The following is a 24,349-nucleotide window of genomic DNA, read 5'->3' as shown; positions in this document are numbered from 1 at the left end:
CGAGGCGGCGCGGTGCGATTTCGCTGGCGGGCTCCGATCTGGCACAATTGAGCAGTTGTCTGTGCAGGACCCGGGAACGGCCAGTTCCGCCCGCTGCGAGATACACCCCGATACGCCCCATCAGATCGGCTCGGCAGTCCCATGTCACGGCGTCAGTCGTGACAGCGGCCCGCAGCCGCCAACCGCAAGGAAGTGTCACCGATGAACACGCTGGACTTCGTCGATCAGACATCGCTGCGCGACGACATCCCGGACTTCGGTCCCGGCGACACCGTGAACGTGCACGTCAAGGTCATCGAGGGCGCGAAGGAGCGCATCCAGGTCTTCAAGGGTGTGGTTCTGCGTCGTCAGGGCGGCGGTGTCCGGGAGACCTTCACCGTGCGCAAGGAGAGCTACGGCGTGGGCGTCGAGCGGACCTTCCCGGTGCATTCGCCCAACATCGACCACATCGACGTCGTGACCCGCGGCGACGTCCGCCGCGCGAAGCTCTACTACCTGCGCGAGTTGCGTGGCAAGAAGGCGAAGATCAAGGAAAAGCGCTGACTTCCCGGCCGGCTGCCGGCGCGGGAGCCTGATCGTTGGAGCGCGAGCAGCGCGGGGCCGAGGACCGCGCTGGCTACCCTGATGCGGTGGCCGGTCACCCAGAATCAGACGAGTCGACAGCCGAGCGCCCATCCGAGGCCACGGCGCCGGACAGCGATGCGGTCCAGCCCAAGAAAAAAGGCGGTGCCCTGCGGGAATTCGCGATCCTCATCTCGATCGCACTGGTCCTGTACTACGTCGTGCTGACGTTCGTCGCGCGGCCCTACCTGATCCCGTCGGAGTCGATGGAACCCACGCTGCACGGCTGTCCCGGCTGCACCGGTGACCGCATCATGGTGGACAAGCTGACCTACCGGTTCGCGTCTCCGGAGCCCGGCGACGTGGTCGTGTTCAAGGGGCCGCCGAACTGGAACATCAACTACCGGTCGATCCGCTCGGACAACACCGCCGTGCGATGGGTGCAGAACGCACTGTCGGTCATCGGTTTCGTTCCGCCCGACGAGAACGACCTCGTCAAGCGGATCATCGCGGTGGGCGGGCAGACCGTCGAGTGTCGAGCCGCGACGGGGCTGACCGTCGACGGTAAACGGCTCGACGAGCCATACCTGGACCCCGACACGATGCGTGCCGACCCAGCGGTCTACCCATGCCTGGGCAATGAGTTCGGGCCCGTGAAGGTACCGCGGGACCGGTTGTGGGTGATGGGCGACAACCGCACCCACTCGGCCGATTCCCGCGCGCACTGCACCAGCACCCCCGCCGATGCCCAGAAGGGTCTGCTGTGCACGGGCGACCCCACGGCGGGCACAGTGCCGGTGGACAATGTCATCGGAAAGGCACGGTTCATCGCCTGGCCCCCGTCGCGTTGGGGCGGGGTGGGCAGCGTGAACCCCCAGACGTAACCGCCACGACGCAGTAGGAGATCCGTCCTTGCCGGCGACATGGCCGCCACGCACCGTGATCCGGAAGTCCTCGGGCTTGCGCACACTGGAATCTGCGCTGTATCGCAGTGGCCTGGGACCCGTTGCCGGCGTCGACGAGGTCGGCCGGGGCGCGTGCGCGGGACCGCTGGTCGTCGCCGCCTGCGTACTCGGTCCGAACCGGTTGGAGAGCCTGGCAGCGCTCGACGACTCCAAGAAGCTGAACGAAAAGGAGCGGGAGCGGCTGTACCCGCTGATCCGGCGGTATGCGCTGGCCTACCACGTGGTGTTCATTCCGTCGACGGAGGTCGACCGGCGCGGCGTGCATGTGGCCAACATCGAGGGCATGCGCCGGGCGGTGGCCGGCCTGTCGGTACGGCCAGGTTATGTGCTCTCCGACGGGTTTCGGGTGCCCGGTCTGCCGGCGCCCTCGCTGCCGGTAGTGGGTGGCGACGCGGCGGCGGCCTGCATTGCGGCGGCCAGCGTACTGGCCAAGGTGAGCCGCGACCGATTGATGGTGAGGATGGAGGCCGAGCACCCCGGTTACGGGTTCGCCGAGCACAAGGGCTACAGCACCCCGGCGCACAGCGCGGCGCTGGCCGAGTTGGGCCCCTCCGCCCAACACCGGTATTCGTTCATCAACGTCCGCCGGGTGGCCACGGCCGGCGGGATCCAGGTGGTGACCGAGCTCGTCGACGCCGGCGATGTCGGTCCACCGGATCACCGTGGCGAAGTGGGGTAGGGGACAATGGCGGTGGAAGAGCTGGCGAGGGCCGAGACCAACATGAAGGACAGCTGAGCCGATGAGTGCCGAAGATCTCGAGAAGTACGAAACCGAGATGGAGCTCTCGCTCTACCGCGAGTACAAGGACATCGTCGGGCAGTTCAGCTACGTGGTGGAGACCGAGCGGAGGTTCTACCTCGCGAACAGCGTCGAGGTGGTGCCGCGCAATTCCGAGGGCGAGGTCTACTTCGAGCTACGGCTCGCCGACGCCTGGGTGTGGGACATGTACCGGCCCGCCCGCTTCGTGAAGCATGTTCGGGTAATTACCTTCAAAGACGTCAATATTGAAGAGGTCGAAAAGCCCGAATTGCGCCTTCCCGAATAGCGGCTGCGCTGGGCGGACAAAGCTTTTGGCAAAGGTCGGTGCGATTCGCACGATGCTCGGTGTCCAGGATTTTCGCGGCGTCAATCTTTTCCGATACCGACCGTCTCTCTTCTTATAAAGATTGTCATTTAGCCGAGTACCGGCGTGTCGACGCGGCATGATTCATTGGGGCGCGCGGACTGACGGGTGAAATCCAACCGACGCCCAGGCGAGCGAGCCTAATCCTTGTTCCGCTATGCGCGGATCAGTCGAGCCAGTTGACGCCCGCTGAACGGGCGTACCACGTGTGAGACAGACAACATCGCGGTGTCTAATTTCTGCCTATTGAACAGGCCCGAAGTCTGTGACATTCTTGCACAGCAAATAAGTATTCGCGTCGGCACAGTGGTGGTGAGGCATCGAATATCCGGCGTAGACCATATGAACACGGGAGCGATTGACCCAAAGATATGTTCCGGCGTAAAGTCCTGCACCGTCCTCGAACGCGCTCTGGGGGGAAAACGGGCTTGTCATACCGACCAACGGGGTGCGGTTGTGAGCGCTCCCGCTGCGGACGCGAGGTCGGTCGGTGATGCAGCATCTGCTGCGTCCGCTCGTCGGGTTGGCATCCATCGTCTTGGCAGTGGCCGTGTTCGTGTTGGCGGCAAACCTGTTTCGGGGCAGTCTCGCTGACACCGTGCCGGTCACGGTCATCTCGCAGCGCGCCGGCCTGGTGATGAATCCTGATGCGAAGGTTCAGGTTCGCGGCGTTCAAGTGGGGCGAGTCGCGTCGATCGAGGAACTACCGAGCGGTGAAGCGGCGATCCACCTTGCGATGGATCCCTCACGGCTCGACGCGATTCCGGCCAACGCGCTGGTGGACATCGCGTCGCCGACGGTGTTCGGCGCGAAGCAGGTGCAGTTCGTCTTCCCCGACGACCCGTCACCGCAATCGCTGCGCGCCGGTCAGGTGATAGAGGCCCAGCACGTGATGGTCGAGGTGAACACCGTCTTCGAGCAGCTGACCTCGGTACTGTCCACGATCGAGCCGGCGAAGCTCAACGCTACCCTGGGGGCCATCGCGTCAGCCGTGTCCGGGCGGGGGCAGAAGTTCGGTCAGATGCTTTCCGACCTGGATTCCTACCTCGCGGCGTTGGAACCGAGCCTGCCCGCGCTCAGTCGCGATCTGAAACTCGCCCCCGATGTGCTGCGCGCATATGCCGACGCGGCAGGGGATTTCGTGTCGGTCGCCGACAACGCGACACGGATCAGCGAGACCTTGGTCGAGGAGCAGCAGAACCTCGATGCGGCGCTTGTCGGCGTGATCGGCCTGGCCGACGTCGGCAACGAGGTGATCGGCCAGAACCGGCATTCCCTGACCGAGGTGCTGCGGTTGCTGGTGCCGACCACTGAGCTGACCAACGAGTACAACCAGGCGCTGTGGTGCGCGCTGGCGGGCATGGTCGAGGCGTCTCATCTGCCACCACTCAAAGAGCCGGGGGTCGAGGTGCTGGCCGGCTTCCTGTGGGCCCAGGAACGCTACCGGTATCCGCTGGATCTACCCAAGGCCGGTGCCGAAGGCGGGCCGCAGTGCACCGGGTTGCCGAAGATGCCCTTCGAGGGTGTCGCACCGTACGTGGTGGCCGACACCGGAACGAATCCGTGGCGACGCACCTACCCGGGTATCGTCCTCAACGCCGACATCATCAAGCAGATCATGTTCCCCGACACCGAAACCGCTGGGCCACCGCGCAATACCGCGCAGATCGGGCAGCCCGGATGAGGCGCTCGTTGCGGTCGACGCTGATCAAGTTCGGAGTCTTCGCGCTCGTCATGACCGTGCTGACCGCATCGTTGTTCTTCATCTTCGGTCAGTACCAGACCGGCCGCACAAAGGGCTATTCGGTGGTGTTCGCCGACGCCTCCCGGTTGGAGGCGGGGCAGTCGGTGCGGGTGGCGGGGATGCGGGTCGGCACGGTCAACAGCGTGAAACTGCGCCCGGACAAGACGGTGCTGGTCACCTTCGACGCCGACCGGAACGTGCGCATGACGACGGGCACGCGGGCGGCGGTGCGCTACTTGAACCTGGTCGGCGACCGTTACCTGGAACTGCTCGAGGGCCCGGACGGGACGCCGATGCCGCCCGGCTCACAGATTCCGGTGGAGCGGACCCAGTCGGCGCTCGACCTCGACTTACTGCTGGGCGGTCTCAAACCCGTTATCCGAGGCCTGAATCCCGAAGACGTGAACACGCTGTCGGCGTCGCTGATCCAGATCTTCCAGGGCCAGGGCGGCACCCTGCACTCGCTGCTGAACAACACCTCCGGTTTCACCACCGCGTTGGCCGAGCACAATCAGACCATTCAGGCGCTGATCGACAATCTGCGCACGCTGCTCGTCACGCTGAACCGGGAGGGGGACAAGTTCTCGGGCACGGTCGACCGGTTGGAGAGGTTCGTCACCGAGCTTGCCGCAGAGCGGGATCCGATCGGGACGGCGATCGAGTCGCTGAACAACGGAACGGCGTCGGTGGCTGATCTCCTCACCGATGCGCGGGCGCCGCTCGCCGGCACCGTGGACGAACTCACCCGCTTGGCAATCAACCTCGACTTCCAGAAGGACCGGGTGGACACGAGTCTGCAGAAGGCGCCGGAGAACTACCGCAAGCTGATCCGCACGGGGTCCTACGGCAGCTTCTTCAACTACTACATCTGCGAGCTCAAGTGGCGGGTGACCGACCTGCAAGGTCGCACGGCGGTCTTCCCGTGGCTCCGACAAGAAACCGGGAGGTGCGCCGAGCCCTGATGCTGAAATACCGTGGCAGACATCTCATCCGGGCCGGTCTCATCGGCGCGGTGCTGATCGTGCTCGTGATCGCCGTCGGGCTTGCCCCGGAGCGGCTCGTGTCGTGGGCGACCGCGGTCCGGTACCAGGCGCAGTTCGCCGACGCCGGCGGCGTAGCGGCCGGCAACGACGTGACGATTTCGGGTATCAAGGTGGGCAGGGTGTCCAGCGTCGCGCTGGACGGTCGCAACGCGTTGGTGACGTTCGCGATCGACGGCTCGGTGGCGCTGGGCTCGGACACGACCGCACACATCCGCACCGGAACCCTGTTGGGCGAGCGCGTCGTGACCCTGGAATCCAAGGGCGACGGGTCGCTGCATCCGAGGGATGTGATCCCGTTGTCCCGCACCGCATCCCCGTATTCGCTCACCGAAGCGGTGAGCGAGTTGACGACCAACACCGCGGGCACCGACACCGCCTCGTTGAACCAATCGTTGGACACCTTGTCGGCCACCCTGGACCAGGTTGCCCCGCAACTGGGGCCCGCGTTCGACGGGCTGACCCGGTTGTCCCGGGCGATCAACGACCGCGACGACACCCTGGGCGAACTGCTCGAAAACGGCGCAGATGTCACCGAGATCCTGTCGGATCGCAGCGAACAGGTGAACACGCTGATACTCAACGCCAACGACCTGGTGACGGTGTTGTCGGCGCGGCGCCATGCCATCGTCGAGTTGCTCGCGCACACCTCGGCCATGTCCAGGCAGTTGTCCGGGCTCATCGCCGACAACGAGCGGGAGCTCGCGCCCACCCTCGAGAAGCTCAACCGAGTCACCGAGGTCCTGGAGAAGAACCGCGACAACATCGCGAAAGCCCTTCCCGGGCTGGCGAAGTTCCAGATCACGCTGGGCGAGACCATCGGAAACGGTCCGTACTACCAGGCCTACATTCCCAACATCGTCTTCGGCCAGCTGCTGCAGCCGTTCTTCGACTACGCGTTCGGGTTCCGGCGCGGCGTCAATGCCGGCCAGCCACCCGACAACGCCGGACCGCGCGCCGAGCTCCCGTTCCCCTACAACGGAATTCCGATGCCCCATGAGCAGTGGAGGCCGGGACGATGAACAGCTTCGTCAAGCGTGCGGTCGCGGTGGCGCTGGTGGCGGTCCTCGTCGGCGGGGTGGTGGTGCTGGTCCGGCAGACCGTCTTCCATCCCACGACGATCACCGCCCGTTTCACCACCGCCACCGCGATCTACCCCGGCGACGAGGTCCGCATCGCGGGCGTCAAGGTGGGCACCATCGAGGCCATCAAACCAATCGGCACCCAGGCCGAGATGAAGCTGGCCGTCGACCACGGCATCAGGGTTCCCGCCGACGCCAAGGCGGTGATCGTCGCCCAGAATCTGGTCTCGGCCCGGTATGTCCAACTCACACCCGCATACGAGTCGGGACCCGCGATGGCCGACGGGGCGGTGATCCCCATCGAGCGCACCGCCGTGCCGGTCGAGTGGAACGAGGTCAAAGAGCAACTGATGCGCTTGGCGACGGATCTGGGTCCCGCCGAAGCGATGTCGACCGGTTCGGTGGGCCGGTTCATCGACGGCGCGGCCACCGCCCTGGACGGCAACGGCGACAAACTGCGCCAGACGCTGGCGCAGTTGTCCGGCGTCGGCCGGATCCTCGCCGACGGCAGCGGCAACATCGTCGACACGATCGCCCACCTGCAGACGTTCGTCACCGCGCTGCGAAACAGCAACGAACAGATCGTGCAGTTCCAGGACAGGTTCGCGACATTGACCAGCGTTGTCGACGACAGTCGATCCGATCTCGACGGCGCGCTGAAGAACCTGTCCGACGTCGTCGGGGAGGCGACCCGCTTCATCCGCGGAACGCGAGACCAGACCGCCGAACAGATCCAGCGACTGGCCAACGTCACGCAGAACCTCGCCGACCACCGCATGGCGCTGGAGAACGTCCTGCACATCGCGCCGCACTCGATCGCCAACGCGGTGAACATGTTCGACCCGCGCACCGGCGCCGCCAGCGGCGTGTTCGTACTGAACAACATGTCGAATCCGGTGTGGGCCATCTGCGGCATGATCGGGGCGCTCGAGAACGTCACCGCGCCGACGACGGGCAAACTGTGCTCGCAGTACCTCGGGCCGGGCCTGCGCACCGCGAACTTCAACAACGTGCCGTTCCCGTTCAGCTTGTTCCTGTCGTCGAACCCGCCGCCGTACATGCTGCGGTACTCCGAACCGGAGCTGATGCCCGGTGCGGGCGGACCGACGGACGAGCAGCCAGAGAGCCCCCCCGCGGTGTCGGCGTACACCGGGGCCGGTGACGTGCCGCCGCCGCCCGGTTTCGGGCCGCCGCCGGGCGTCGCGCCCCCGCCACCCGGTCCGCCGACTCTGCAGGACATGTTGCTGCCGGCGGAGCGACCGGATACACCGGGCCAACCGGCGGTGCTGCCGCCGGTGCCGAACGGTGGGACGCCGTGATGATGGGCCGGCGGATGGGAGCGATCGGGCTCAGCGTGCTGCTGACGGTCACCGGATGCTCGTTCCAGGGCGTCAACTCGCTACCGCTGCCGGGTGCGGTGGGCCGCGGCGCCGACGCCAACGTCTACCACGTCGAACTCGCGAACATCGGTACGCTGGAATCGAACTCGCCGGTGATGATCGATGACGTCGTGGTCGGCAGCGTGGGCAGGATGACGTTGCACGGCTGGCACATCGACCTCGAGCTCTCGGTCAAACCCGAGGTGGTCGTGCCGGGCAACGCGGTCGCGACGGTCGGGCAGACCAGCCTCCTGGGTTCCATGCATGTGGCGCTTGACCCGCCGCCGGGGGCGGCGCCCAGCGGCCGGCTGAGCCCCGGCGCGACGATCGCTCTCGACAAGACATCGACCTATCCGTCGACCGAGCAGACGCTGTCCTCGCTGGCAGCCGTCGTCAACGGTGGCGGGCTCGGCCAGATCGGCGACATCATCGCCAATTTCAACACCGCGCTGTCGGGGCGTCAGGGCGCCGTGCGTGATTTGATCACCCGCCTGGACACCTTCGTCGGTACCCTCTACCAGCAGCGCGACAACATCATCGCGACGATCGTAGAGCTGAACAGGTTTTCGCAGCGGCTGGGCGATGAGCAGCAAGTGCTGACCCGGGCGCTCAACAAGATCCCGCCCGCGCTCGACGTCCTGCTCCAGGAGCGGCCCAGGTTCACCACCGCGCTGGAGCGGCTGGGGCAGTTCAGCGACACGGTGTCCGGGTTGATCAACGACACGCAGGCCGATCTCGTGAAAAATCTGCAGAACCTGGAGCCGACGTTGCGGGCGCTCGCCGATGTGGGTCCCGAGATCGACACCGCGCTGGCCTGGCTGCCGACGTTCCCACTGACCCAGAACCTGATCGACCGGGGCGTCCGCGGGGACTACGTGAACCTCTGGGTCACGGTCGATTGGACGAATGCCCGACTCAAGCGCGGGTTGCTGCTCGGCACCCGCCTCGGACAGGACCGTGCGTCGTTGATCCCCGCGCCCGGCGATCCCGGCTACGACGCGTATTACACGAAATTCCCACTGGGAGTGGGCACGTCGCCGCCGTTCGGCCCGATCCCGAATGCGGCCCCCGCGCCATGGGAGCCCGGGGGTGGTGGCTGATGCTGCCGCGCATGGTGCGGATCCAACTCGTGATCTTCACGATCGCGTCGATCATCGGTGTGCTCGCGATGGTCTTCGTCTACATGCAGGTTCCCACTCTCCTGGGGGTCGGAAAGATCACCGTCACGCTGCAATTGCCGTCCTCGGGCGGGCTGTACCGCTTCGCCAACGTCACCTACCGGGGCGTGCAGGTCGGCAAGGTGACCGAGATGGATGTGTCCCGCACGCAGGCCACCGCCACGCTTCAACTCGACACCTCGCCCAAGATCCCCGCCGATCTACACGCCGAGGTGCGCAGCGTCTCCGCGGTCGGTGAACAGTACGTCGAGCTGCTACCGCGCACGGACTCACCGCCGTACCTGCAGGACGGCTCGGTGATCCTGATGGCCGATACCACGATCCCGCAGCAGGTCAGCCCGATGCTGGATCAGGTCAACACGTTGATCGCGAGCATCCCCAAGGGGCAGCTGAAAACGTTGATCGACGAATCGTTCGAGGCGTTCGGAGGTGCCGGTTACGACATGGGGTCGCTGGTCGATTCGTCGGCCACGATCGCGGGCGCCCTGAACAGCGATGCCGCCAGCTCGGCGAGGTTGGCCGAAGATTCTGTGCCGCTGCTGGATTCGCAGGCCCGAACAACCGATGCGCTGCGGCTGTGGGCACAGAGCCTCGCCGGCGTCACCCAACAGGTCGTGGTCAACGACCCGCAAGTCCGCACGCTACTGGAGCAGGGGCCGGCCGCCGCGAATGAGGCCGCCCTACTGCTCGAGCAGATCAAACCGACCCTGCCGGTGCTGTTGGCCAACATGACCACTTTCGGTCAGGTGGCGGTGACCTATCGCCCCTCGCTCGAACAGGTGCTCGTGCTGCTGCCGCCGTTCGTGGCCAACGTGCAGTCGTCGGCTCCCCAGAACAATCCGACCGGTATCGCGCTCGGCGACTTCCGGATTCAGATGGCGGATCCCAACCCGTGCACCGTCGGCTTTCTGCCGCCCTCGGAATGGCGCAACCCGGCCGATCTGACCACGGTCGACACCCCGGACGGGTTGTACTGCAAGCTGCCGCAGGACTCGCCGATCGTCGTGCGCGGTGCCCGCAATGCGCCGTGTATGGGTGTGCCGGGCAAGCGAGCACCGACGGTTGAGCAGTGCTACAGCGACAAACCCTATGAACCGCTTGCGATGCGGCAGCACTCGCTCGGCGCGTACCCGATCGATCCCAACCTGATTGCACAGGGTGTGCCGCCCGACGACCGGGTCAGGGCCGACGAGCACCTTTTCGCTCCGCTCGAAGGCACCCCGCTCCCTCCCGTGGCCAGTCCGCCCCTGGTACCGGGAGCGGTGATCCCACCGCTGGGGCCGGGAGCGATTCCGCCCCTGCCCGATGCTGCGGCAGCGCCGGCGCCCTCACCGGGCGCGGTGGCATCCGCGGCGCCGAGTGCGTTTGGCACCGACGCGGCCGGGGCGGGCCCGTCCGTGGCGATCGCGCACTATGACCCGCAGAGCGGTCAATACGCGACATCGGACGGAAACGTCGGCCGCCAAACCGATCTCGTCGAGAGCCCGAAGTCATGGCGGGACCTGATCTACGAGGAAGGGACACGATGATCCGGCTGATGGCGATCACGGCGGCGATCATCGCGGCGATCAACGTCGCACCCCATGCGCACGCCCAGAACGAGGTGGCGCTCAACGGCGTCTTCACCGCGTTCTCCGACGGCCGGTGGGCGAAGACCAACGACTCGCGTCACGACGAGGCGAGCGTCACGCAGACCTGGACGATCACCTCGGCGTGCACCACCTATCAGGACTGCACCGGCCGTGTGGTCAGTGATCAGGGCTGGAGCGCCGACCTGGTCTATCTGAGCGGCCGCTGGAAGGTCACCCGGACCGTGGAGAACTGGGAGCCCTGCATCGACGGCACGGCCTACCCGGGCAGGCAGACGTGGAAATTCTGGCTCGACTACCCGCAGGACCCCAACCGCTACGTCGGCTGGGACAAGACCGAAGGGCCGAGCGGAGCCTGCGGATTCAACAAGGTGCTCGACATCGAGATGCCGTTCACGCTGACCCGCGTGGGTTGAACGCGTGCCGCGGAATCGTCAACGGCAAATCGAGCGAAGCAGACCCGGCTGCGCGGAAACGACATACGGCACCGCGCGTCGCGGCCGTCCTTTTCGGGAGAGTGCACCCACACGCCGACGAGGTCAAGATCAGCGCGCCGGCCGATGGCGCGGATTGCGATGGACCCGATGCCGCCGGTGGACCAGACCACGATGCGGTGCTTACCTTCGGTCATCGATCCTCCTCGGAGAGAGTGCGATATGGCAACCTTCATAACCGCGCGCCAGGCTGAGAATAGCATTCACTATTAAGCGGGACCAGAACAAAAATTAGGTTAGAGTCGGTCATCGTGAACCCTTCGGCCTTGTTGCGGCGCTGATGTTCACGCTCCGTTTCGACATGCGCGCGCCCGCGGATGGTGCGCCTGCGACCGAGCTGTATGCGGCCGCTGTGCGGATGTGTGAATGGGCCGAGACGCGCGGTGCGGTCGTTGCCGTGCTTTCCGAGCATCACGGCGCTGCCGACGGCCACCTGCCTGCGCCGCACCTACTGGCTGCGGCGATCGCCGCGCGAACCACCGAACTGGCCGTCTTGTTGGCCGCCGTGCCGATCACGTTCTGGGATCCCGTCCGGCTCGCCGAGAACATCGCCGTCCTCGACATCATCAGTCGCGGCCGGGTTTCCTACGCGTTCGGCATCGGCCACCGCGCCGAAGAGTACGAGCACTTCGGTGTGGACATGAGCCGGCGGGGCGCACTGGCCGACGAATCGTTGGCACTGCTTCGGCGCCTGTTGACCGGGGAGCCGATCGACATCGACGGACGTCGCGTTCAGGTTACGCCGCCTCCCGCCTCTCCCGGCGGGCCGTACATGCTCATCGCTGGAGGCAGCAAGGCCGCCGCTCGGCGCGCCGCGCGGCACGGGCTCGGTTTCATCTCCCAGGTCGCGTCCGACGAGCTGAAAAAGTTCTACGAAAGCGAGTCCCGTAACAACGGATTCGAGCCCGGCCTCATGCAGTTCCCCGTCGAGGGAGCCCCGACGACCGTCTTCGTCGCCGACGATGTGGATGCAGCGTGGCAGGAGCTGGGACCGTACCTGCTGCACGATGCGGTGACGGCCGCGTCCTACCGGCACGGCGACGACTCAGTGGCGAGTATTTCGACGGCGCAAAGCGAGTCCGAACTGCGGGAGGCCGGCGGGCCCTACCGCATCTTCACTCCCGCGGAGGCCGCCGCGTATGTCCGAAACGGCAGACCACTTCCGCTGCTTCCCCTCTGCGGCGGCTTGCCGCCCGAGGTGGCCTGGCCCTATCTCGAGCGCGCCGCAATGGCGTCCGTGCGAGCCTGACCGACAGGAGGTTTCATGACAACACCGCTGAGAACCGTTGTCTGGTCCACGGGCGGTGTCGGATCGATCGCCATCGACGCGATCCGGGGCAGACCCGACCTCGAACTGGTGGGGGTGTGGGTGCACTCAGACGAGAAGATCGGCAAAGACGCGGGAGAGTTGGCCGGTCGGGAGCCGATCGGGGTTGCGGCAACCAACGACGCCGACGCCCTGGTCGCGCTACAACCGGACTGCGTGGTGTACGCCGCGAGCGGACCTGACCGCGACGCGGGTGCGGTGCCCGACTATCTGAGGCTGCTCGAAGCCGGGATCAACGTCGTCTCGACTTCGTCGACGACACTGGTCTATCCACCTGCCTACTACTCACCCGAGTGGCGTGACCAAATGGAACAGGCCGCGAAGGCGGGAAACGCGTCGTTCTACGCTTCCGGAATCTTTCCCGGTTTCGGCTCCGATCAGCTCGCGCTGGTACTCGCGACGCAATCGAAGCGGATCAGGTGTCTGACCGTCACCGAGGTAGCGCTCAACGACCACTATCCGGTTGCCGACGTGATGATGGACGGCATGGGTTTCGGCCGCCCGTTGGATTTCGAACCTCTGCTGAAGACGCCGGGATACATCGAAATGGCTTGGCGCGCGCCGATTCACCTGATGGCTGCGGGCCTCGGCGCGGAGGTCGAGGAGGTCCGCGGCACGCTCGACCGCCGCGTCACGGACAGGGACATCGAGGTGGCGTTCGGCACCATCGAGGCAGGAACCTGCGGTGCGGTGAGCACTCGCGCCGCGGGCATGGTCAACGGCCGGGAAGCCATCGTCGTCCAGCACATCATCCGGATGGCACGTGACGTGGCGCCGGACTGGCTGTCCTCGGAGTTCGACGCCACCTATCGCGTCGACATCGATGGTGACCCCGACATTCACTGCGCGATGAACGTCGGTGCCGCCGAGGGGCATGGCGCGGGGCACGCTGCGATGACCGCGACCGCGATGCGGGTGGTCAACGCGATCCCCTATGTGGTGGCGGCTCCCGCGGGCCTACTCAGCTCCCTGGATCTGCCGAACACGTTGCCCCGGCACGCTTTCGGTTGAGCCAGGAAAGGCCATGCGGCGGTATCCCACCTGAGATCGCATGGCCGTATCTGAGACGGGTCGGCGAAGTGATCACGAACCTGACGACAACGAGAGGGAGCAACGAATGACCGGTACGAACACCGTCGACCTGTACTACGATCCGTTCGACTTCGACATCGATGACGATCCGTACCCGGTCTGGAAGCGGATGCGCGACGAGGCGCCGCTCTATTACAACGAGAAGTACAACTTCTACGCATTGAGCCGCTACGACGACGTCGCACAGGGGTTACACGACTGGGAGACCTACCGGTCCGGCAAGGGCACCACGATGGACGTCATCATGAGCGGCGTCGAGGTGCCGCCAGGGGTGATCCTGTTCGAGGATCCGCCACTTCACGACATTCATCGGCGGGTGCTGTCGAAAGTGTTCACACCGCGCCGAATGGAAGCCATCGAGCCGCTGACACGCCAGTTCTGTGTTCGCGCGCTCGACTCACTGGCCGGCGCTTCCCGTTTCGACGTGATCGGCGATTTCGGGGCGCTGATCCCGATGCGGACCATCGGCTATCTGCTGGGCATCCCCGAACAGGGCCAGCAGCAGATCCGCGACAACACCGATGCGTCGATCGGGCTGAAAGAGGGTAGTTTCCAGTCGGTGTCGGCCGCCACGTTCGAGAACGCCTATCAGTTGTTCGCCGACTACATCGAATGGCGGGCCGAGCATCCGTCGGACGACGTGATGACACAGTTGCTCAACGCCGAGGTCGAAGACGCAGGGCAGCTTCGACCTCTGTCGCGCCTGGAGGTGTTGACCTACACGAGCATGATCGCCGGTGCCGGTAACGAGACGACCACCAGGCTGATCGGTTTCATCGCTCAACTGCTTGCCGAGCACCCCGATCAGCGACGCGAACTGGTCGACGACTTCTCGCTGATCCCCCGGGCGATCGAGGAGGTGTTGCGTTACCAGGCGCCGTCGCCGGTGCAGGCCCGGTATGTCGCCCGTGAGACCGAGAGTTACGGACAGAAGATCACCGAGGGTTCGGTGATGTTGCTGCTCAACGGTTCTGCCAACCGGGACGAGCGGCGTTACTCCGATGGAGAGAGTTTCGACATCCACCGCGGCGGATCGCACCTGTCGTTCGGTCAGGGACTGCACTTCTGCCTCGGTTCGTCGCTGGCCCGGATGCAGGCCAGGGTCGCACTGGAGGAGATGCTGCGGCGGTGGCCGGAGTGGGAGGTCGATTACGCAGACGCCGCCATGGCACATACCTCGAGCGTCCGGGGGTGGGGCAAGCTGCCGATCACGGTCGCCTAAACGCCGTCACTGCCGGTCACTGCCGTCGTGAGCGCGCATCGTTGTACGGTTTCAAGCCCTAAACCCGTACCAGGGTGAGCGCTCGCGCAGAACTGGCCCCTCAAGCCGAGCGCGTGGTGACCCCGCGGAGCAAGGTGTCGCGCACGTGGATCTGCGACGCGCGGGGTCCGAGATCGTGCAGGAGGTTCTCCGGGATCCACGACACCCCGATCACGACGCGGGCCAGTATCTCGTTGGACGGGCCGTCGATCGAGATCTCACCGGAGCGAATCCCCGCGGTGAGTAGGGATTTCATCTGCCGGACGCGTTTGGTGAACAGCCACGCGATGTTCGGGGTGTCGGGGGGCGACTGGCGCATCCACGCCAGCTGGATCCGGAACTCGTCACCGAAATGAGCCAGGGCGTTGGTGTGGATCCAACTGAGTGCGTCCAGCTTCTCGACGGCCGACGAGTCGGACCGCAGCACGCTGGTCCAACCCACCTCAGCGACCTTCTCGCCGAACGACTGCATGATCGAGGCCAGCAGCTCCTCCTTCGACCCGATCAAGCGGTACACCGTTCCGGTGCCCAGGCCCGCGGCCGCGGCGATGTCGCGGATCGTGGTGACCTCGTAGCCTTTTCGCCCGAACTCGGCACGCGCGACCGCGCGCACGTGTGCGACCTTGTCATCGCGGGCGTTCTGCTCGTCCTCGATCCACGACTTGACCGCGTCGTCGGCGGCGATGAACGCGGCGGAGCGATCGAGTTCGGCGTCGCTCGGCGGGACGGTAGCCAGGCCCTCCAGCAGGATCCGGCACAACGTCGCCGCGACCTTGTCGGCTCCCGCACTGTGCCGGATGACGTCGAGACCGACCTGACGCATCGACTGAACGATCCGGTCGGCCAGGATCGGCAGATCGACGTCGGGGCGCAGATACCCGCTCCACCGCGCGGCACGCAGCGTCTGCACCATCGCCTCGAGGATCTTCGCGGGGCGTTGTTGTGCCAGCGCGGCGAGTTCCGGGTTCGACGTCGGGGCTTCGTAGAACGTCATCTGCAATGCGGCACTGTGCGTCACCGCGCACTCGGCGATCGCTGCGCCCAGTTCCACGATCCGGTCGAACGCCGACAGCGAAGCCGGATCGTCGAGACGGTCGAGGGCCTGCTCGGCGATGCGGTCGAGATCCTCGTGATAGCGCCGCAGCAACTCGACGAGGATCGCTTCCTTGGATTCGAAGTGGTGGTAGAGGCTGCCCGGAAGGATGCCTGCGGCGTCGGCGATCTCCTGCAGCGATGTCCGCAGCCCGGACGTGGCGATCAACGACGCAGCCGTCTGCAGGATCTCGGTTCGCCGAGTGCCGTCGCCGTATGAATGGCCAGCCCGCTTCCCGAGGTCCGCCTTCGGCGTCACGCGGCGCCCCACAGCACCTCCAAGACCAGGCTCCCGTCCACCTGTTTGGTCGAACCGACCCAAAGTTTGGTTAACGCTACCAGAGCCGAGTTATCGCGCAGCGTCGCTCGAGGTGAAGGCACCTGTGGCGGGTTCGCACGATCAGTGAGACGGCGAGCGAACGATCTTCAGGGGGCGCGCGTAGGAGATGTCGGTGTGATCGTGCGCGACGGTGAGGATCTCGCCGAGAAACCCCATCGTCTCGTCGGTGATCAGCGTCGTGCCCTCCGTATGCGACCACACACACCCGCGCGGCGATGGCCCAGCGGTCGTCCCGACGCTCGAGCCGGTCGATGTAGCGGCCCCCGTTGACGGTCAGATGGTTCTCCGGTGCGCGGTCGGTGCCGACGAACAGATAGTAGGTTTCCGCGTGCGCCTCATCGCCCGCGGTCCGCGGTGTGGTTCAGCAGCTGTGCTAGTAGCGAGCCTGCGTCTGGTATGCGAACGCCCAGTCGATGAATCTGTCGACGTGGCACACGAAACCGATGTGCTCGTCGATCCCGTCGTCGTGGTGGGCCGAGCGGATGTCCGCGCGATCGCACATTTCCTGCACCCTGGCATTCACAGCGGCGGCCCCTCCCACGTGTCCACGGCGACCACTTCGGAGATCGGCCGACGTTCGGCCGGACGGAACGTGACGCCGGGCCGCAGCCGCCCCACGGGTAGCAGGCAGCCTTGCACGTACGTTTGCGGAATGCCGAGCAGTTCGCGGACCGCCGCCTCGTGGGTCAGGTGCAAGGTCGTCACGCAGGTCCCATAGCCGCGCGTGTGCAGGGCCAGCGCGAAATTCCATACGGCGGGGAAGATCGAGCCGTACAGCGTTGCCTGGTAGAAGGATTCATCACCCTGGGTGCGGGGGAGATACGGTTCATAGCACGGGATGACCAGGAGCGGGACCTTCGCCATGTTCTCGACCAGCCACTCCGTCGAGGACATGATCTTCTTGCCGGGTGCCTCGGGCGGTAGGAGGTCGCCGATCAGCTGGCCGCCGACCTTCTGCAGATAGGCATCGCGGTAGAACTCCGCGAGCCGTGCGCGGAGCGTCTCGTCGAGTACGGCCACCCATCGCCAACTCTGCTGGTTCGAGCCGTTGGGGGCGTGCATCGCGATCCGAAGGCAGTCCTCGACCACATCGCGATCCACCGGGGCGTCGAGGTCGAGTGACTTTCGCGCCGACCGTGTGGTCGTCAGAAGCTGGTCGGTGTCGATGGCGCGCTCCTCGTGCTGATCACTCGAGCCGACGATAATCGGGAACAGATTTTTGGTCAACGATGGTTGTGGCTCGTTGACTAATGTCGTCGCCGGGCCACGATCAGCCGGTGACGCCGAGGCGATGCGTCACCGCGAAGACCTCGTCGTAGATCGAACCCGGGACCGTGAACGGCTCGGTGGCCGCCACCTCGGCGAGGTGCGCGGCGACGTCCTCCGCCGTCGGTTCCCCGTCGCGCGGCGCCAGCCAGCCCTCGCCGAGCCCGATGAACACCCTGGCGAACCGGCCCGCGCAGGCGGAGAAGTTCTGATGGCTGAACTCGCAGGCCCGACTAGCCAGATACACCACGATCGGCGCAACGAGTTCGGGGCGGATCGCGGTGAAGAAACCGTTGCCCTCGAGCACCTTCGGATCGCCCAGCGTCTCGGTGACCATGCGGGACGACCCGAACGGCAGCACGGTGTTCGCGCGGATCCCGTGCGGTTCGCCTTCGAGCGCGATGACGTTGGTCAGGCCGACGATGCCCGCCTTGGCCGCGGCGTAGTGCGCCTCGAGATGCTGGCCGAACATTCCCGCCGACGAGGCGACGAACACGAACCGGCCGTAGCCTTGCGCCTTCATCACCCGGTAGGCGGGCTGGGACAGGTAGAACGCGCCGTCGAGATGGACGGACAGCATGCGGCGCCAGTCGTCGGGTGTCAGTTCGTCGAATGCGATGGCGTTGAAGATGCCCGCGTTGCTGATCACCGCGTCGAGCCGGCCGAACGCGTCGACGGCGGTCCGCACGATCGCCTCACCACCCGCCGGGGTCGCTACCGAGTCGTATGACGCGGCCGCGGTGCCGCCCGATGCGGTGATCTCGTCGACCACCTGGTCGGCGACCGCGGTGTCCTCCCCGTCACCGTGCATCGTTCCGCCGAGGTCGTTGACGACCACCGCCGCTCCGCGCCTTGCCAACTCGAGCGCATAGACGCGGCCGAGGCCGCGGCCGGCGCCCGTCACCACGACGACCTGGCCGGTGAAGTCGATCATCGTCCCTCCAATGATTGACGGCGGTCCGGCCGGACTTTACGTTGGAACAGATATTTGGTCAACGAGGAAAGGGCGTGCTCGATGACGAGCGAGGACGCCGACGATCCCAGGCGCCTGGCGCTGCTGGCATCGGCTCTGGCCGGCCGCACCATAGCGGTCGCGCCGGCGACTCCGGGTGAAGCGGCCTGGACCGACGGCGTCACGGTCTTCGTCGACCCGTCCGCCAGCGCGCCCCGCCAACTCGAGTCGGTCACGGTGCAGGCGTCGCTTCTGGCCAGTGGGGGTCTGGGCGCCGATGTGGTACGCAGGCTCGTCAGACGTCCGGCGCTGGCCCGGCGATACCTGGCGGTGGAAGGCCAGCGCGCGTTGTCGGCCAACGACCACCTGCTGCCGTCCGGAGTCCGTTCGCTTCTCGACTGTGATCTCGCGGCACGTGCGGATTCCGCTGCCGGTTCGCTGAAGGTGGCCGGGGAGCACCGTGACATCGCCGATCCACCGGCGGGCTTCGGCGTGATCAAGGCACAGAAGCTGCTGTCGATGCGCGCCGCCGCACAGGTGGAACCGGCGGGCGGACACATCCCACGTCGCGGGTCGAACTTGGATCTAACCGAATCGGACGACGACGATGACGTCGACGGCGACGACGTCGCCGATCCCTTCTCCAGTCCCGTCGGCGGAGGCGGCGCGCTCGGCAAGCTCCTGAAGCGTATGACCAAGAGTGTCCGTAGGCTCTCCGGCGGCGGCACACCGGGAGCCGATACGCCAACTCATCGCTCCCGCAGGGGACTTCGCGGTGCGGGTGTGGTGACCTCGAGCGCGGCCGGGGCGGCGGACACCGATGGCTGGACAGCCGCCACGAACGAGCGGCGCACCTACCACGAGTGGGACTTCGAGCGGCGCTGCTATCGGCTGGACTGGTGCACGGTGCTCGAGATCGACCCCCGGATCGAGAAGGGGCATGTGCTGGTTCGTCCTGATGTGCACGCGTTGAGGCGGCCGCTGACCCGGCTCGGTATCGGGCTGGACCGATGCCACCGGCAGACTCAGGGTGACGACATCGACGTCGACGCGGCGGTCGAGGCGCGCGTGGAAACGCTGGCGGGTTCGACGCCCGACGAGGCCGTCTACCTCGACAGCTTGCGCAGGCGTCGCGATCTGGCCGTGCTCGTCCTGCTCGACGTCTCCGGTTCGGCCGGGGAGGCAGGCACTTTCGGACAGACCGTGCACGAGCAGCAGCGGGCGGCTGCGGCGGCGCTGACGGTCGCGCTGCACGAGCTCGGAGACCGCGTGGCGATGTACGCATTTCAGTCTCAGGGTCGCTCCGCGGTTCATCTGGTGCCGGTGAAGCGCTTCGACGATCACCTCGACGCGATGGCCATGCGGCGCCTTGGCAGTCTCACCCCGGGCGCCTACTCACGGCTGGGGGCGGCCATCCGGCACGGTACCGCGGTGATGGCGGAGAAGGCCGGCACGTCACGCCGCTTGCTGGTCGTGCTCTCCGATGGGTTGGCCTACGACCACGGTTACGAGCGGCTGTACGGGGCAGCCGACGTACGACGGGCACTGGGGGAGGCCCGGCGCGAGGGTGTCGGCTGTCTGTGCTTGACGATCGGGGCCGCCACCGACTCCGGTGAGCTGGCCAGGGTGTTCGGCAGCGCCGCACACGCGTCGATCCCCAAGCCCGCGCAGTTGGCGGACGTGATCGGACCGCTGTTCCGCTCGGCTCTCCGCACCGCGGACCTGCGACGGCGCGTGTCGACACCGGCGATGTCTTGAACCAAACATCTGTTCCCCGTTAGGGTCCATGAAACGAGTGAGCGAAGGGAAGTCATGCAGGTGAAGCCGCCGCGCCCGTACTACGTGCCCGTCGCAAACGAGGAGCAGGTGTTCAAGGCCGCCTACAAGCAGGGGCTCTCGATCGCGTTGAAGGGTCCGACGGGATGCGGAAAGACGCGGTTCGTCGAGGCGATGGCACACGACCTGGACCGGCCGCTGGTCACCGTCTCCTGCCACGACGACCTGACCACCGCCGATCTGGTCGGCCGGTTCCTTCTGCGCGGCGGTGACACCGAGTGGGTCGACGGGCCCCTGACCCGTGCGGTCCGGGACGGTGCGATCTGCTATCTCGACGAGGTCGTGGAAGCCCGACAGGACACCACCGTCGTGCTGCACCCGCTGGCCGACCACCGCAGGCAACTGCCGATCGAACGGCTGGGCGTCACGCTGGACGCGGCGCCGGGCTTCTGTCTGGTCGTTTCCTACAACCCGGGTTATCAGAGCGTGCTGAAAGATCTCAAAGACTCCACCAGACAGCGGATGGTCGCGATCGAATTCGGCTTTCCGACAACCGATGTCGAGGAGAAGGTCGTCGCCAGCGAAGCGACCATCGACCACGACCACGCGGCCGAGCTCGTACGGCTGGGCCACGCGATCCGGCGGTTGGAGACCGGGGGACTTCGCGAAGTCGCGTCGACGCGGGTGCTGATCGCCGCCGGCCGGCTGATCGCCGAGGGCTTGACCCCACGAGACGCCGCGCGCGCCGCGATCGCAGGCCCGCTCACCGACGACGCGACCGTGACCCGCGGATTGATCGAGATGATCGACGCCTACTTGGCCGACCCGCCAACGGACGATTGACGCTGATCACAACCCCCGCTACTGTCTGAACAAATATTAGGTTTCACGTCGACGGAGGGTGCATGTCCTACGAGAGCACCGCGGAACCGATCAAGTTCGGGTACCTCATGGACTTCAAACTGCCCGACCTGTACCCGCAGGAGATGAAGGAAGATCTGTCCAATCCGTTCGAGCTGATCTTCGCCGAGGCGGTCGAGAACGGGGTGATCGACCGACCCATCCAGATCATCTACAAGGAGGTCGAGGGGCTGCCGAAGGGCTCGGTCAAAGCAGTGATCGACGCATACGGCGAGCTCGTCGACGAGGGATGTCTCGCGGTGTTCGGGCCGCACATCACCGACAACTGCGTGCCGACCCGCGAGGCCATCGAGGAGCGCTTCCGGGTCCCGGCGCTCAGCGTCACCGGCAGCGACGCCTGGCTGGGGGAGTGGACGTTCTCGTTCCCACAGGGATCGCTGACCGACGAGCCGATCTTCTGGGCAGACCTGTTGGCCAAGGGCGGCCACCGCGAGGTCGGCATCCTCATGGAGCAGTCGCTCGTCGGTGAGACGTACGTGAAGAATTTCCGGAGCGCATGCCGGCGTAAGGGATTAAGGATAGTCGCCGAGGCGGCGATTGCTCAGACGGCGCAAGATGTCTCGGATGCGGTGCGCACTCTGCACGAAGCGAAGGCACAGGCCGTGGTGCACGCCGGCTTCGGATTCGGCATCGTGTTCGTCAACCCGGCGCTCGAAGCGCTCGGCTGGGATCCGCCGCGGTTCACCAGCACCGCCTTTCAGAACGCGTGGATCAACCCGATCATGTGGAACGCGTTCATGGGGTGGACGGGCGTCGACCAGTACGACGAGGGCAACCCCGTCGGTCAGCGGTTTCTCGACAAGTATCAGGATAAGTTCGGCCGCCGGCCGGAATACTGTGTGCCCGTGGTGAACTGCGATGTCGCCACGGCACTTCTACGCGCGTGCACCGATGCTCATCCGCTGAGTCCGCGAGGGGTCAAGGAGGCGCTGGAACGCGTCAAGATGATGCCTGCCGCCGCGGGTGCGCCGGGGACCCGCGTCTCGTTCGGCAACTGGACGCGCCGGGCCTGGATGGGCGCCGGTTATCTCGTGGCCCGAAGGCTCGACCCCGACGGCGTCAACTCTCATCTTGTCGACCGCTTTGGTGAGGAGTAACCCGTGACCACTGAAACACCGAAGGCTGATCCCACCCAGCCCGCTGTCGCCGAGCCGACGAAGCGCTCCTGGCTCGGGCCGTGGATCGCGGTGGCGGCACTCCTTGCCGTTGCGGTGTTCTTCGCCGTGAACACCCGCAAGGGTCCGGGCTCCCCGCGGATCGCCAATCCGGACGTCGAGGGCGCGCCGCGACCCGTCGGGGTGTTGTTCGGGTGGAGCACATCCACTTGGGTCGTGATCCTCGAGACCTTCACCGTCGTCACGATGGTCGTCATCGTCATCCTGTGGGTGGTGCACTGGCGGCGCAACCCACACAACCCGACGTTGCTGATGGCGCTGGTCACGTCGTTGATCGTGTGGCAGGACCCGATCATGAACTGGTCGCCGTTCGCGGTCTACAACCCGGAACTGGCACACCTGCCCGAGGACTGGCCGCTGGTGTCGCTGTCACCGACGGTGGAGCCGTTCGTGGTTCTCGGTTACGTGATGTTCTACCTTGGGCCGTACTTTCCGGCCATCTGGATTCTGCGGAAACTGCAGGCGCGCAGGCCCGTTGACTCGTTCGTATGGCGGCACCCGCTGATCAGCCTGGCGGCCATCATCTTCCCGATCGGGATGGTCGTGGACGCGGCGCTCGAGATCACCTTGGTGCGCACCGGTATGTACATCTATTCGCAGGTGCCGCCGTGGGCGTCGGTGTTCACCGGGGAACCCCATCAGTTCCCGCTGATCTGGGAAGTCGTCGCGGTGACATTCGTGATGATCCCAGCCGGTGTACTGCTGTATCGGGACGACACCGGCAAGTCCGTCGCGGAGAAACTCGCTCAGCGGGCCCGGATCTTCGCCTCTCGGCCCAGACTGGGCACCTTCGTCGTGATGTTCGTGATCATCAACGTCGCCTATCTCTGTTACGGCGGGCTGTTCGCGATCGTGAAAGCGACCAAGATCTCCACCTCAGTGGCCTGCCCATGGCCCTATCCGGAGGTGAAGACCTATGACCCGCAGGGTTTCTACGAGCAGAACGGGCAACCCGGTCCGTATTCCGCCGGGATCATGTCGACCTGGATGAGCGGACAGCCCGACGGACGACCGGACGTGGAACTGGGCGCCAGAAGTGATCGGTGCGCACCGGGCAATGAGTGATGAGCGCTGGCGCGAGGAACAGACGATGGGTGAACCGCGCAGTGTCGTCATCACCGGCGCCTCGCGAGGCCTGGGGCTGGCATCGGCCTCCCACCTGTACCGGCAGGGCTGGCAGGTCATCGCGGCCATGCGGTCGGTCGATGCCGGCATGCAACGGCTGCGGGATGCCACGGGCGCGGCGCCGGACGATCCGAACCTCATCGGTGTCACCCTCGATCTCACCGACACCGCGTCGATCGAGGCGGCCGCGAAGTCGATCGAGGAGGCGGTCGGTGCGCCCTACGCGCTGGTGCACAACGCCGGGATCTCGGCGGCCGGAATGGTCGAAGAGACACCGGTGAGCCTGTGGGAGCAGATGTTCGCGACCAACATCTTCGGCCCCGTCGCATTGACCAAGGCGCTGCTGCCGGCCATGCGTGAAGCCGGACGCGGTCGGATTGTCCTGGTGTCGAGCCAACAAGGAGTACGGGGGATGCCCTCGACCGCACCCTATTCGGCGGTCAAGGGTGCGCTGGATCGGTGGGGCGAGGCGATGGCCGGTGAAGTGGCGCCGTTCGGGATCGGCGTGACGATCCTCGTGACTGGGGTCTACGACACCGAAATCATCACCGACGCGGGAACCACCGATTGCCGCGATTTGGACGGCCCGTACGCTGCGCATCACCGCACCATGGACAAGCGAGGGCGCGCCGCGATGAAGATTGCCGCTCGCCCGCCGGACAAATTCGCCGTGTATCTGGCGAAGGCGCTGGACAGCGCGAAACCCTTCGCCAAGTTGCCGGCCGGCCCATCCGCACGAATGTTGTTGATCGCCAACCGCGTATTCCCGTCCGCCGGATTGCACCAGATGATCCGGCTGATGATGGGCATCCCGCGGTTCGGCGCGCTACGAGGAAGCAGAGACCATGGCTGACGCTCGCTTCGAG

Annotated in this window: 24 protein-coding genes and 2 pseudogenes; 19 read left to right on the top strand and 7 right to left on the bottom strand. The window is 66.0% G+C overall.

What is annotated here, in order from left to right:
• The first annotated feature begins 201 nt into the window (after window positions 1-201).
• The 11 genes from rplS to QGN32_RS03450 all read left to right on the top strand — a co-directional run bounded on the left by rplS (window position 202) and on the right by QGN32_RS03450 (window position 11,078).
• Window positions 202-543, top strand: coding sequence for a 50S ribosomal protein L19 (gene rplS, locus QGN32_RS03500; RefSeq protein ID WP_326547280.1), 342 nt, complete (start codon window positions 202-204; stop codon window positions 541-543).
• Window positions 544-629: 86 nt separating this feature from the next.
• Complete coding sequence (lepB, locus tag QGN32_RS03495) at window positions 630-1,445, top strand: signal peptidase I (RefSeq protein ID WP_326547279.1); 816 nt, start codon at window positions 630-632, stop codon at window positions 1,443-1,445.
• A 28-nt stretch (window positions 1,446-1,473) separates the two neighbouring features.
• Complete coding sequence (locus tag QGN32_RS03490; protein WP_326547278.1) at window positions 1,474-2,205, top strand: ribonuclease HII; 732 nt, start codon at window positions 1,474-1,476, stop codon at window positions 2,203-2,205.
• A gap of 61 nt (window positions 2,206-2,266) precedes the next feature.
• On the top strand, window positions 2,267-2,572 hold the full coding sequence (locus QGN32_RS03485; protein WP_326547277.1) for a DUF2469 domain-containing protein: 306 nt from the start codon (window positions 2,267-2,269) through the stop codon (window positions 2,570-2,572).
• Between the two features lie 571 nt (window positions 2,573-3,143).
• Window positions 3,144-4,334, top strand: coding sequence for an MCE family protein (locus QGN32_RS03480; RefSeq protein WP_326548911.1), 1,191 nt, complete (start codon window positions 3,144-3,146; stop codon window positions 4,332-4,334).
• Entirely contained in the window at window positions 4,331-5,356 is a 1,026-nt protein-coding gene (locus tag QGN32_RS03475) for an MCE family protein (protein ID WP_326547276.1), read from the top strand. Before QGN32_RS03480 ends, QGN32_RS03475 begins: the two co-directional genes overlap by 4 nt.
• Window positions 5,356-6,456, top strand: a complete 1,101-nt coding sequence (locus QGN32_RS03470; protein ID WP_326547275.1) for an MCE family protein — start codon at window positions 5,356-5,358, stop codon at window positions 6,454-6,456. The genes QGN32_RS03475 and QGN32_RS03470 overlap by 1 nt, the downstream gene beginning before the upstream one ends.
• The gene (locus tag QGN32_RS03465; protein WP_326547274.1) at window positions 6,453-7,835 is read left to right on the top strand and encodes an MCE family protein; all 1,383 of its coding nucleotides are present in this window, start codon (window positions 6,453-6,455) and stop codon (window positions 7,833-7,835) included. Before QGN32_RS03470 ends, QGN32_RS03465 begins: the two co-directional genes overlap by 4 nt.
• A complete protein-coding gene (locus QGN32_RS03460) occupies window positions 7,835-8,995 on the top strand; it encodes an MCE family protein (RefSeq protein ID WP_326548910.1) in 1,161 nt (386 codons plus the stop codon). Before QGN32_RS03465 ends, QGN32_RS03460 begins: the two co-directional genes overlap by 1 nt.
• Window positions 8,995-10,602 carry an MCE family protein gene (locus tag QGN32_RS03455; protein WP_326547273.1) on the top strand — a complete coding sequence of 536 codons (1,608 nt, stop codon included), beginning with the start codon at window positions 8,995-8,997 and terminating at the stop codon, window positions 10,600-10,602. The genes QGN32_RS03460 and QGN32_RS03455 overlap by 1 nt, the downstream gene beginning before the upstream one ends.
• A complete protein-coding gene (locus QGN32_RS03450) occupies window positions 10,599-11,078 on the top strand; it encodes an Rv2253/PknI dimerization domain-containing protein (protein WP_326547272.1) in 480 nt (159 codons plus the stop codon). The genes QGN32_RS03455 and QGN32_RS03450 overlap by 4 nt, the downstream gene beginning before the upstream one ends.
• A gap of 74 nt (window positions 11,079-11,152) precedes the next feature.
• Here the strand turns inward: QGN32_RS03450 and QGN32_RS03445 are convergent.
• Window positions 11,153-11,293 (bottom strand): annotated as a pseudogene (locus QGN32_RS03445) (dihydrodipicolinate reductase); the annotation flags it as partial.
• Window positions 11,294-11,436: 143 nt separating this feature from the next.
• On the opposite strand from QGN32_RS03445, the gene QGN32_RS03440 reads away from it, so the two are divergent.
• The 3 genes from QGN32_RS03440 (at window position 11,437) to QGN32_RS03430 (ending at window position 14,797) form a co-directional block, all read left to right on the top strand.
• Window positions 11,437-12,405 (top strand): LLM class flavin-dependent oxidoreductase, encoded by a 969-nt coding sequence (locus QGN32_RS03440; RefSeq protein WP_326547271.1) that lies wholly within the window; start codon window positions 11,437-11,439, stop codon window positions 12,403-12,405.
• A 15-nt stretch (window positions 12,406-12,420) separates the two neighbouring features.
• Complete coding sequence (locus tag QGN32_RS03435; protein WP_326547270.1) at window positions 12,421-13,494, top strand: NAD(P)H-dependent amine dehydrogenase family protein; 1,074 nt, start codon at window positions 12,421-12,423, stop codon at window positions 13,492-13,494.
• Window positions 13,495-13,600: 106 nt separating this feature from the next.
• Window positions 13,601-14,797, top strand: coding sequence for a cytochrome P450 (locus tag QGN32_RS03430; protein ID WP_326547269.1), 1,197 nt, complete (start codon window positions 13,601-13,603; stop codon window positions 14,795-14,797).
• 100 nt (window positions 14,798-14,897) lie between these two features.
• Here the strand turns inward: QGN32_RS03430 and QGN32_RS03425 are convergent, their stop codons facing one another.
• From QGN32_RS03425 to QGN32_RS03400, 6 genes and pseudogenes are all read right to left on the bottom strand, one after another.
• Window positions 14,898-16,187, bottom strand: coding sequence for a TetR/AcrR family transcriptional regulator (locus QGN32_RS03425; protein WP_326547268.1), 1,290 nt, complete (start codon window positions 16,185-16,187; stop codon window positions 14,898-14,900).
• Window positions 16,188-16,328: 141 nt separating this feature from the next.
• Complete coding sequence (locus QGN32_RS03420) at window positions 16,329-16,469, bottom strand: hypothetical protein (RefSeq protein ID WP_326547267.1); 141 nt, start codon at window positions 16,467-16,469, stop codon at window positions 16,329-16,331.
• A 64-nt stretch (window positions 16,470-16,533) separates the two neighbouring features.
• Window positions 16,534-16,581, bottom strand: a pseudogene (locus tag QGN32_RS03415) (hypothetical protein); the annotation flags it as partial.
• A gap of 60 nt (window positions 16,582-16,641) precedes the next feature.
• Window positions 16,642-16,770, bottom strand: a complete 129-nt coding sequence (locus QGN32_RS03410; RefSeq protein ID WP_326547266.1) for a hypothetical protein — start codon at window positions 16,768-16,770, stop codon at window positions 16,642-16,644.
• Between the two features lie 17 nt (window positions 16,771-16,787).
• Window positions 16,788-17,435: a nitroreductase family protein gene (locus tag QGN32_RS03405; protein WP_326548909.1), complete on the bottom strand. Its 648-nt coding sequence runs from the start codon at window positions 17,433-17,435 to the stop codon at window positions 16,788-16,790.
• Window positions 17,436-17,538: 103 nt separating this feature from the next.
• On the bottom strand, window positions 17,539-18,468 hold the full coding sequence (locus QGN32_RS03400; RefSeq protein ID WP_326547265.1) for an SDR family NAD(P)-dependent oxidoreductase: 930 nt from the start codon (window positions 18,466-18,468) through the stop codon (window positions 17,539-17,541).
• 81 nt (window positions 18,469-18,549) lie between these two features.
• Here QGN32_RS03400 and QGN32_RS03395 point away from each other — a divergent pair, with 81 nt between their 5' ends.
• The 5 genes from QGN32_RS03395 (at window position 18,550) to QGN32_RS03375 (ending at window position 24,336) form a co-directional block, all read left to right on the top strand.
• Entirely contained in the window at window positions 18,550-20,244 is a 1,695-nt protein-coding gene (locus QGN32_RS03395) for a nitric oxide reductase activation protein NorD (protein WP_326547264.1), read from the top strand.
• Window positions 20,245-20,298: 54 nt separating this feature from the next.
• Window positions 20,299-21,105 carry a CbbQ/NirQ/NorQ/GpvN family protein gene (locus QGN32_RS03390; protein WP_326547263.1) on the top strand — a complete coding sequence of 269 codons (807 nt, stop codon included), beginning with the start codon at window positions 20,299-20,301 and terminating at the stop codon, window positions 21,103-21,105.
• Between the two features lie 62 nt (window positions 21,106-21,167).
• Window positions 21,168-22,280 (top strand): ABC transporter substrate-binding protein, encoded by a 1,113-nt coding sequence (locus QGN32_RS03385; protein WP_326547262.1) that lies wholly within the window; start codon window positions 21,168-21,170, stop codon window positions 22,278-22,280.
• Between the two features lie 3 nt (window positions 22,281-22,283).
• On the top strand, window positions 22,284-23,423 hold the full coding sequence (locus QGN32_RS03380; protein WP_326547261.1) for a spirocyclase AveC family protein: 1,140 nt from the start codon (window positions 22,284-22,286) through the stop codon (window positions 23,421-23,423).
• Window positions 23,424-23,448: 25 nt separating this feature from the next.
• The gene (locus QGN32_RS03375; protein ID WP_326548908.1) at window positions 23,449-24,336 is read left to right on the top strand and encodes an SDR family oxidoreductase; all 888 of its coding nucleotides are present in this window, start codon (window positions 23,449-23,451) and stop codon (window positions 24,334-24,336) included.
• Window positions 24,337-24,349 lie beyond the last annotated feature (13 nt).

This window comes from Mycolicibacterium sp. ND9-15, from assembly GCF_035918395.1.
Lineage (GTDB): Bacteria > Actinomycetota > Actinomycetes > Mycobacteriales > Mycobacteriaceae > Mycobacterium.
This window is presented reverse-complemented; position numbering and strand designations above follow the sequence as displayed.

Coding starts and splice junctions, on each gene's coding strand:
- rplS (WP_326547280.1), top strand. CDS start 202: ATGAACACGCTGGACTTCGTCGATCAGACATCGCTGCGCGACGACATC.
- QGN32_RS03485 (WP_326547277.1), top strand. CDS start 2,267: ATGAGTGCCGAAGATCTCGAGAAGTACGAAACCGAGATGGAGCTCTCG.
- QGN32_RS03480 (WP_326548911.1), top strand. CDS start 3,144: ATGCAGCATCTGCTGCGTCCGCTCGTCGGGTTGGCATCCATCGTCTTG.
- QGN32_RS03475 (WP_326547276.1), top strand. CDS start 4,331: ATGAGGCGCTCGTTGCGGTCGACGCTGATCAAGTTCGGAGTCTTCGCG.
- QGN32_RS03470 (WP_326547275.1), top strand. CDS start 5,356: ATGCTGAAATACCGTGGCAGACATCTCATCCGGGCCGGTCTCATCGGC.
- QGN32_RS03465 (WP_326547274.1), top strand. CDS start 6,453: ATGAACAGCTTCGTCAAGCGTGCGGTCGCGGTGGCGCTGGTGGCGGTC.
- QGN32_RS03460 (WP_326548910.1), top strand. CDS start 7,835: ATGATGGGCCGGCGGATGGGAGCGATCGGGCTCAGCGTGCTGCTGACG.
- QGN32_RS03455 (WP_326547273.1), top strand. CDS start 8,995: ATGCTGCCGCGCATGGTGCGGATCCAACTCGTGATCTTCACGATCGCG.
- QGN32_RS03450 (WP_326547272.1), top strand. CDS start 10,599: ATGATCCGGCTGATGGCGATCACGGCGGCGATCATCGCGGCGATCAAC.
- QGN32_RS03440 (WP_326547271.1), top strand. CDS start 11,437: ATGTTCACGCTCCGTTTCGACATGCGCGCGCCCGCGGATGGTGCGCCT.
- QGN32_RS03435 (WP_326547270.1), top strand. CDS start 12,421: ATGACAACACCGCTGAGAACCGTTGTCTGGTCCACGGGCGGTGTCGGA.
- QGN32_RS03430 (WP_326547269.1), top strand. CDS start 13,601: ATGACCGGTACGAACACCGTCGACCTGTACTACGATCCGTTCGACTTC.
- QGN32_RS03410 (WP_326547266.1), bottom strand. CDS start 16,770: ATGTGCGATCGCGCGGACATCCGCTCGGCCCACCACGACGACGGGATC.
- QGN32_RS03400 (WP_326547265.1), bottom strand. CDS start 18,468: ATGATCGACTTCACCGGCCAGGTCGTCGTGGTGACGGGCGCCGGCCGC.
- QGN32_RS03395 (WP_326547264.1), top strand. CDS start 18,550: ATGACGAGCGAGGACGCCGACGATCCCAGGCGCCTGGCGCTGCTGGCA.
- QGN32_RS03390 (WP_326547263.1), top strand. CDS start 20,299: ATGCAGGTGAAGCCGCCGCGCCCGTACTACGTGCCCGTCGCAAACGAG.
- QGN32_RS03385 (WP_326547262.1), top strand. CDS start 21,168: ATGTCCTACGAGAGCACCGCGGAACCGATCAAGTTCGGGTACCTCATG.
- QGN32_RS03375 (WP_326548908.1), top strand. CDS start 23,449: ATGGGTGAACCGCGCAGTGTCGTCATCACCGGCGCCTCGCGAGGCCTG.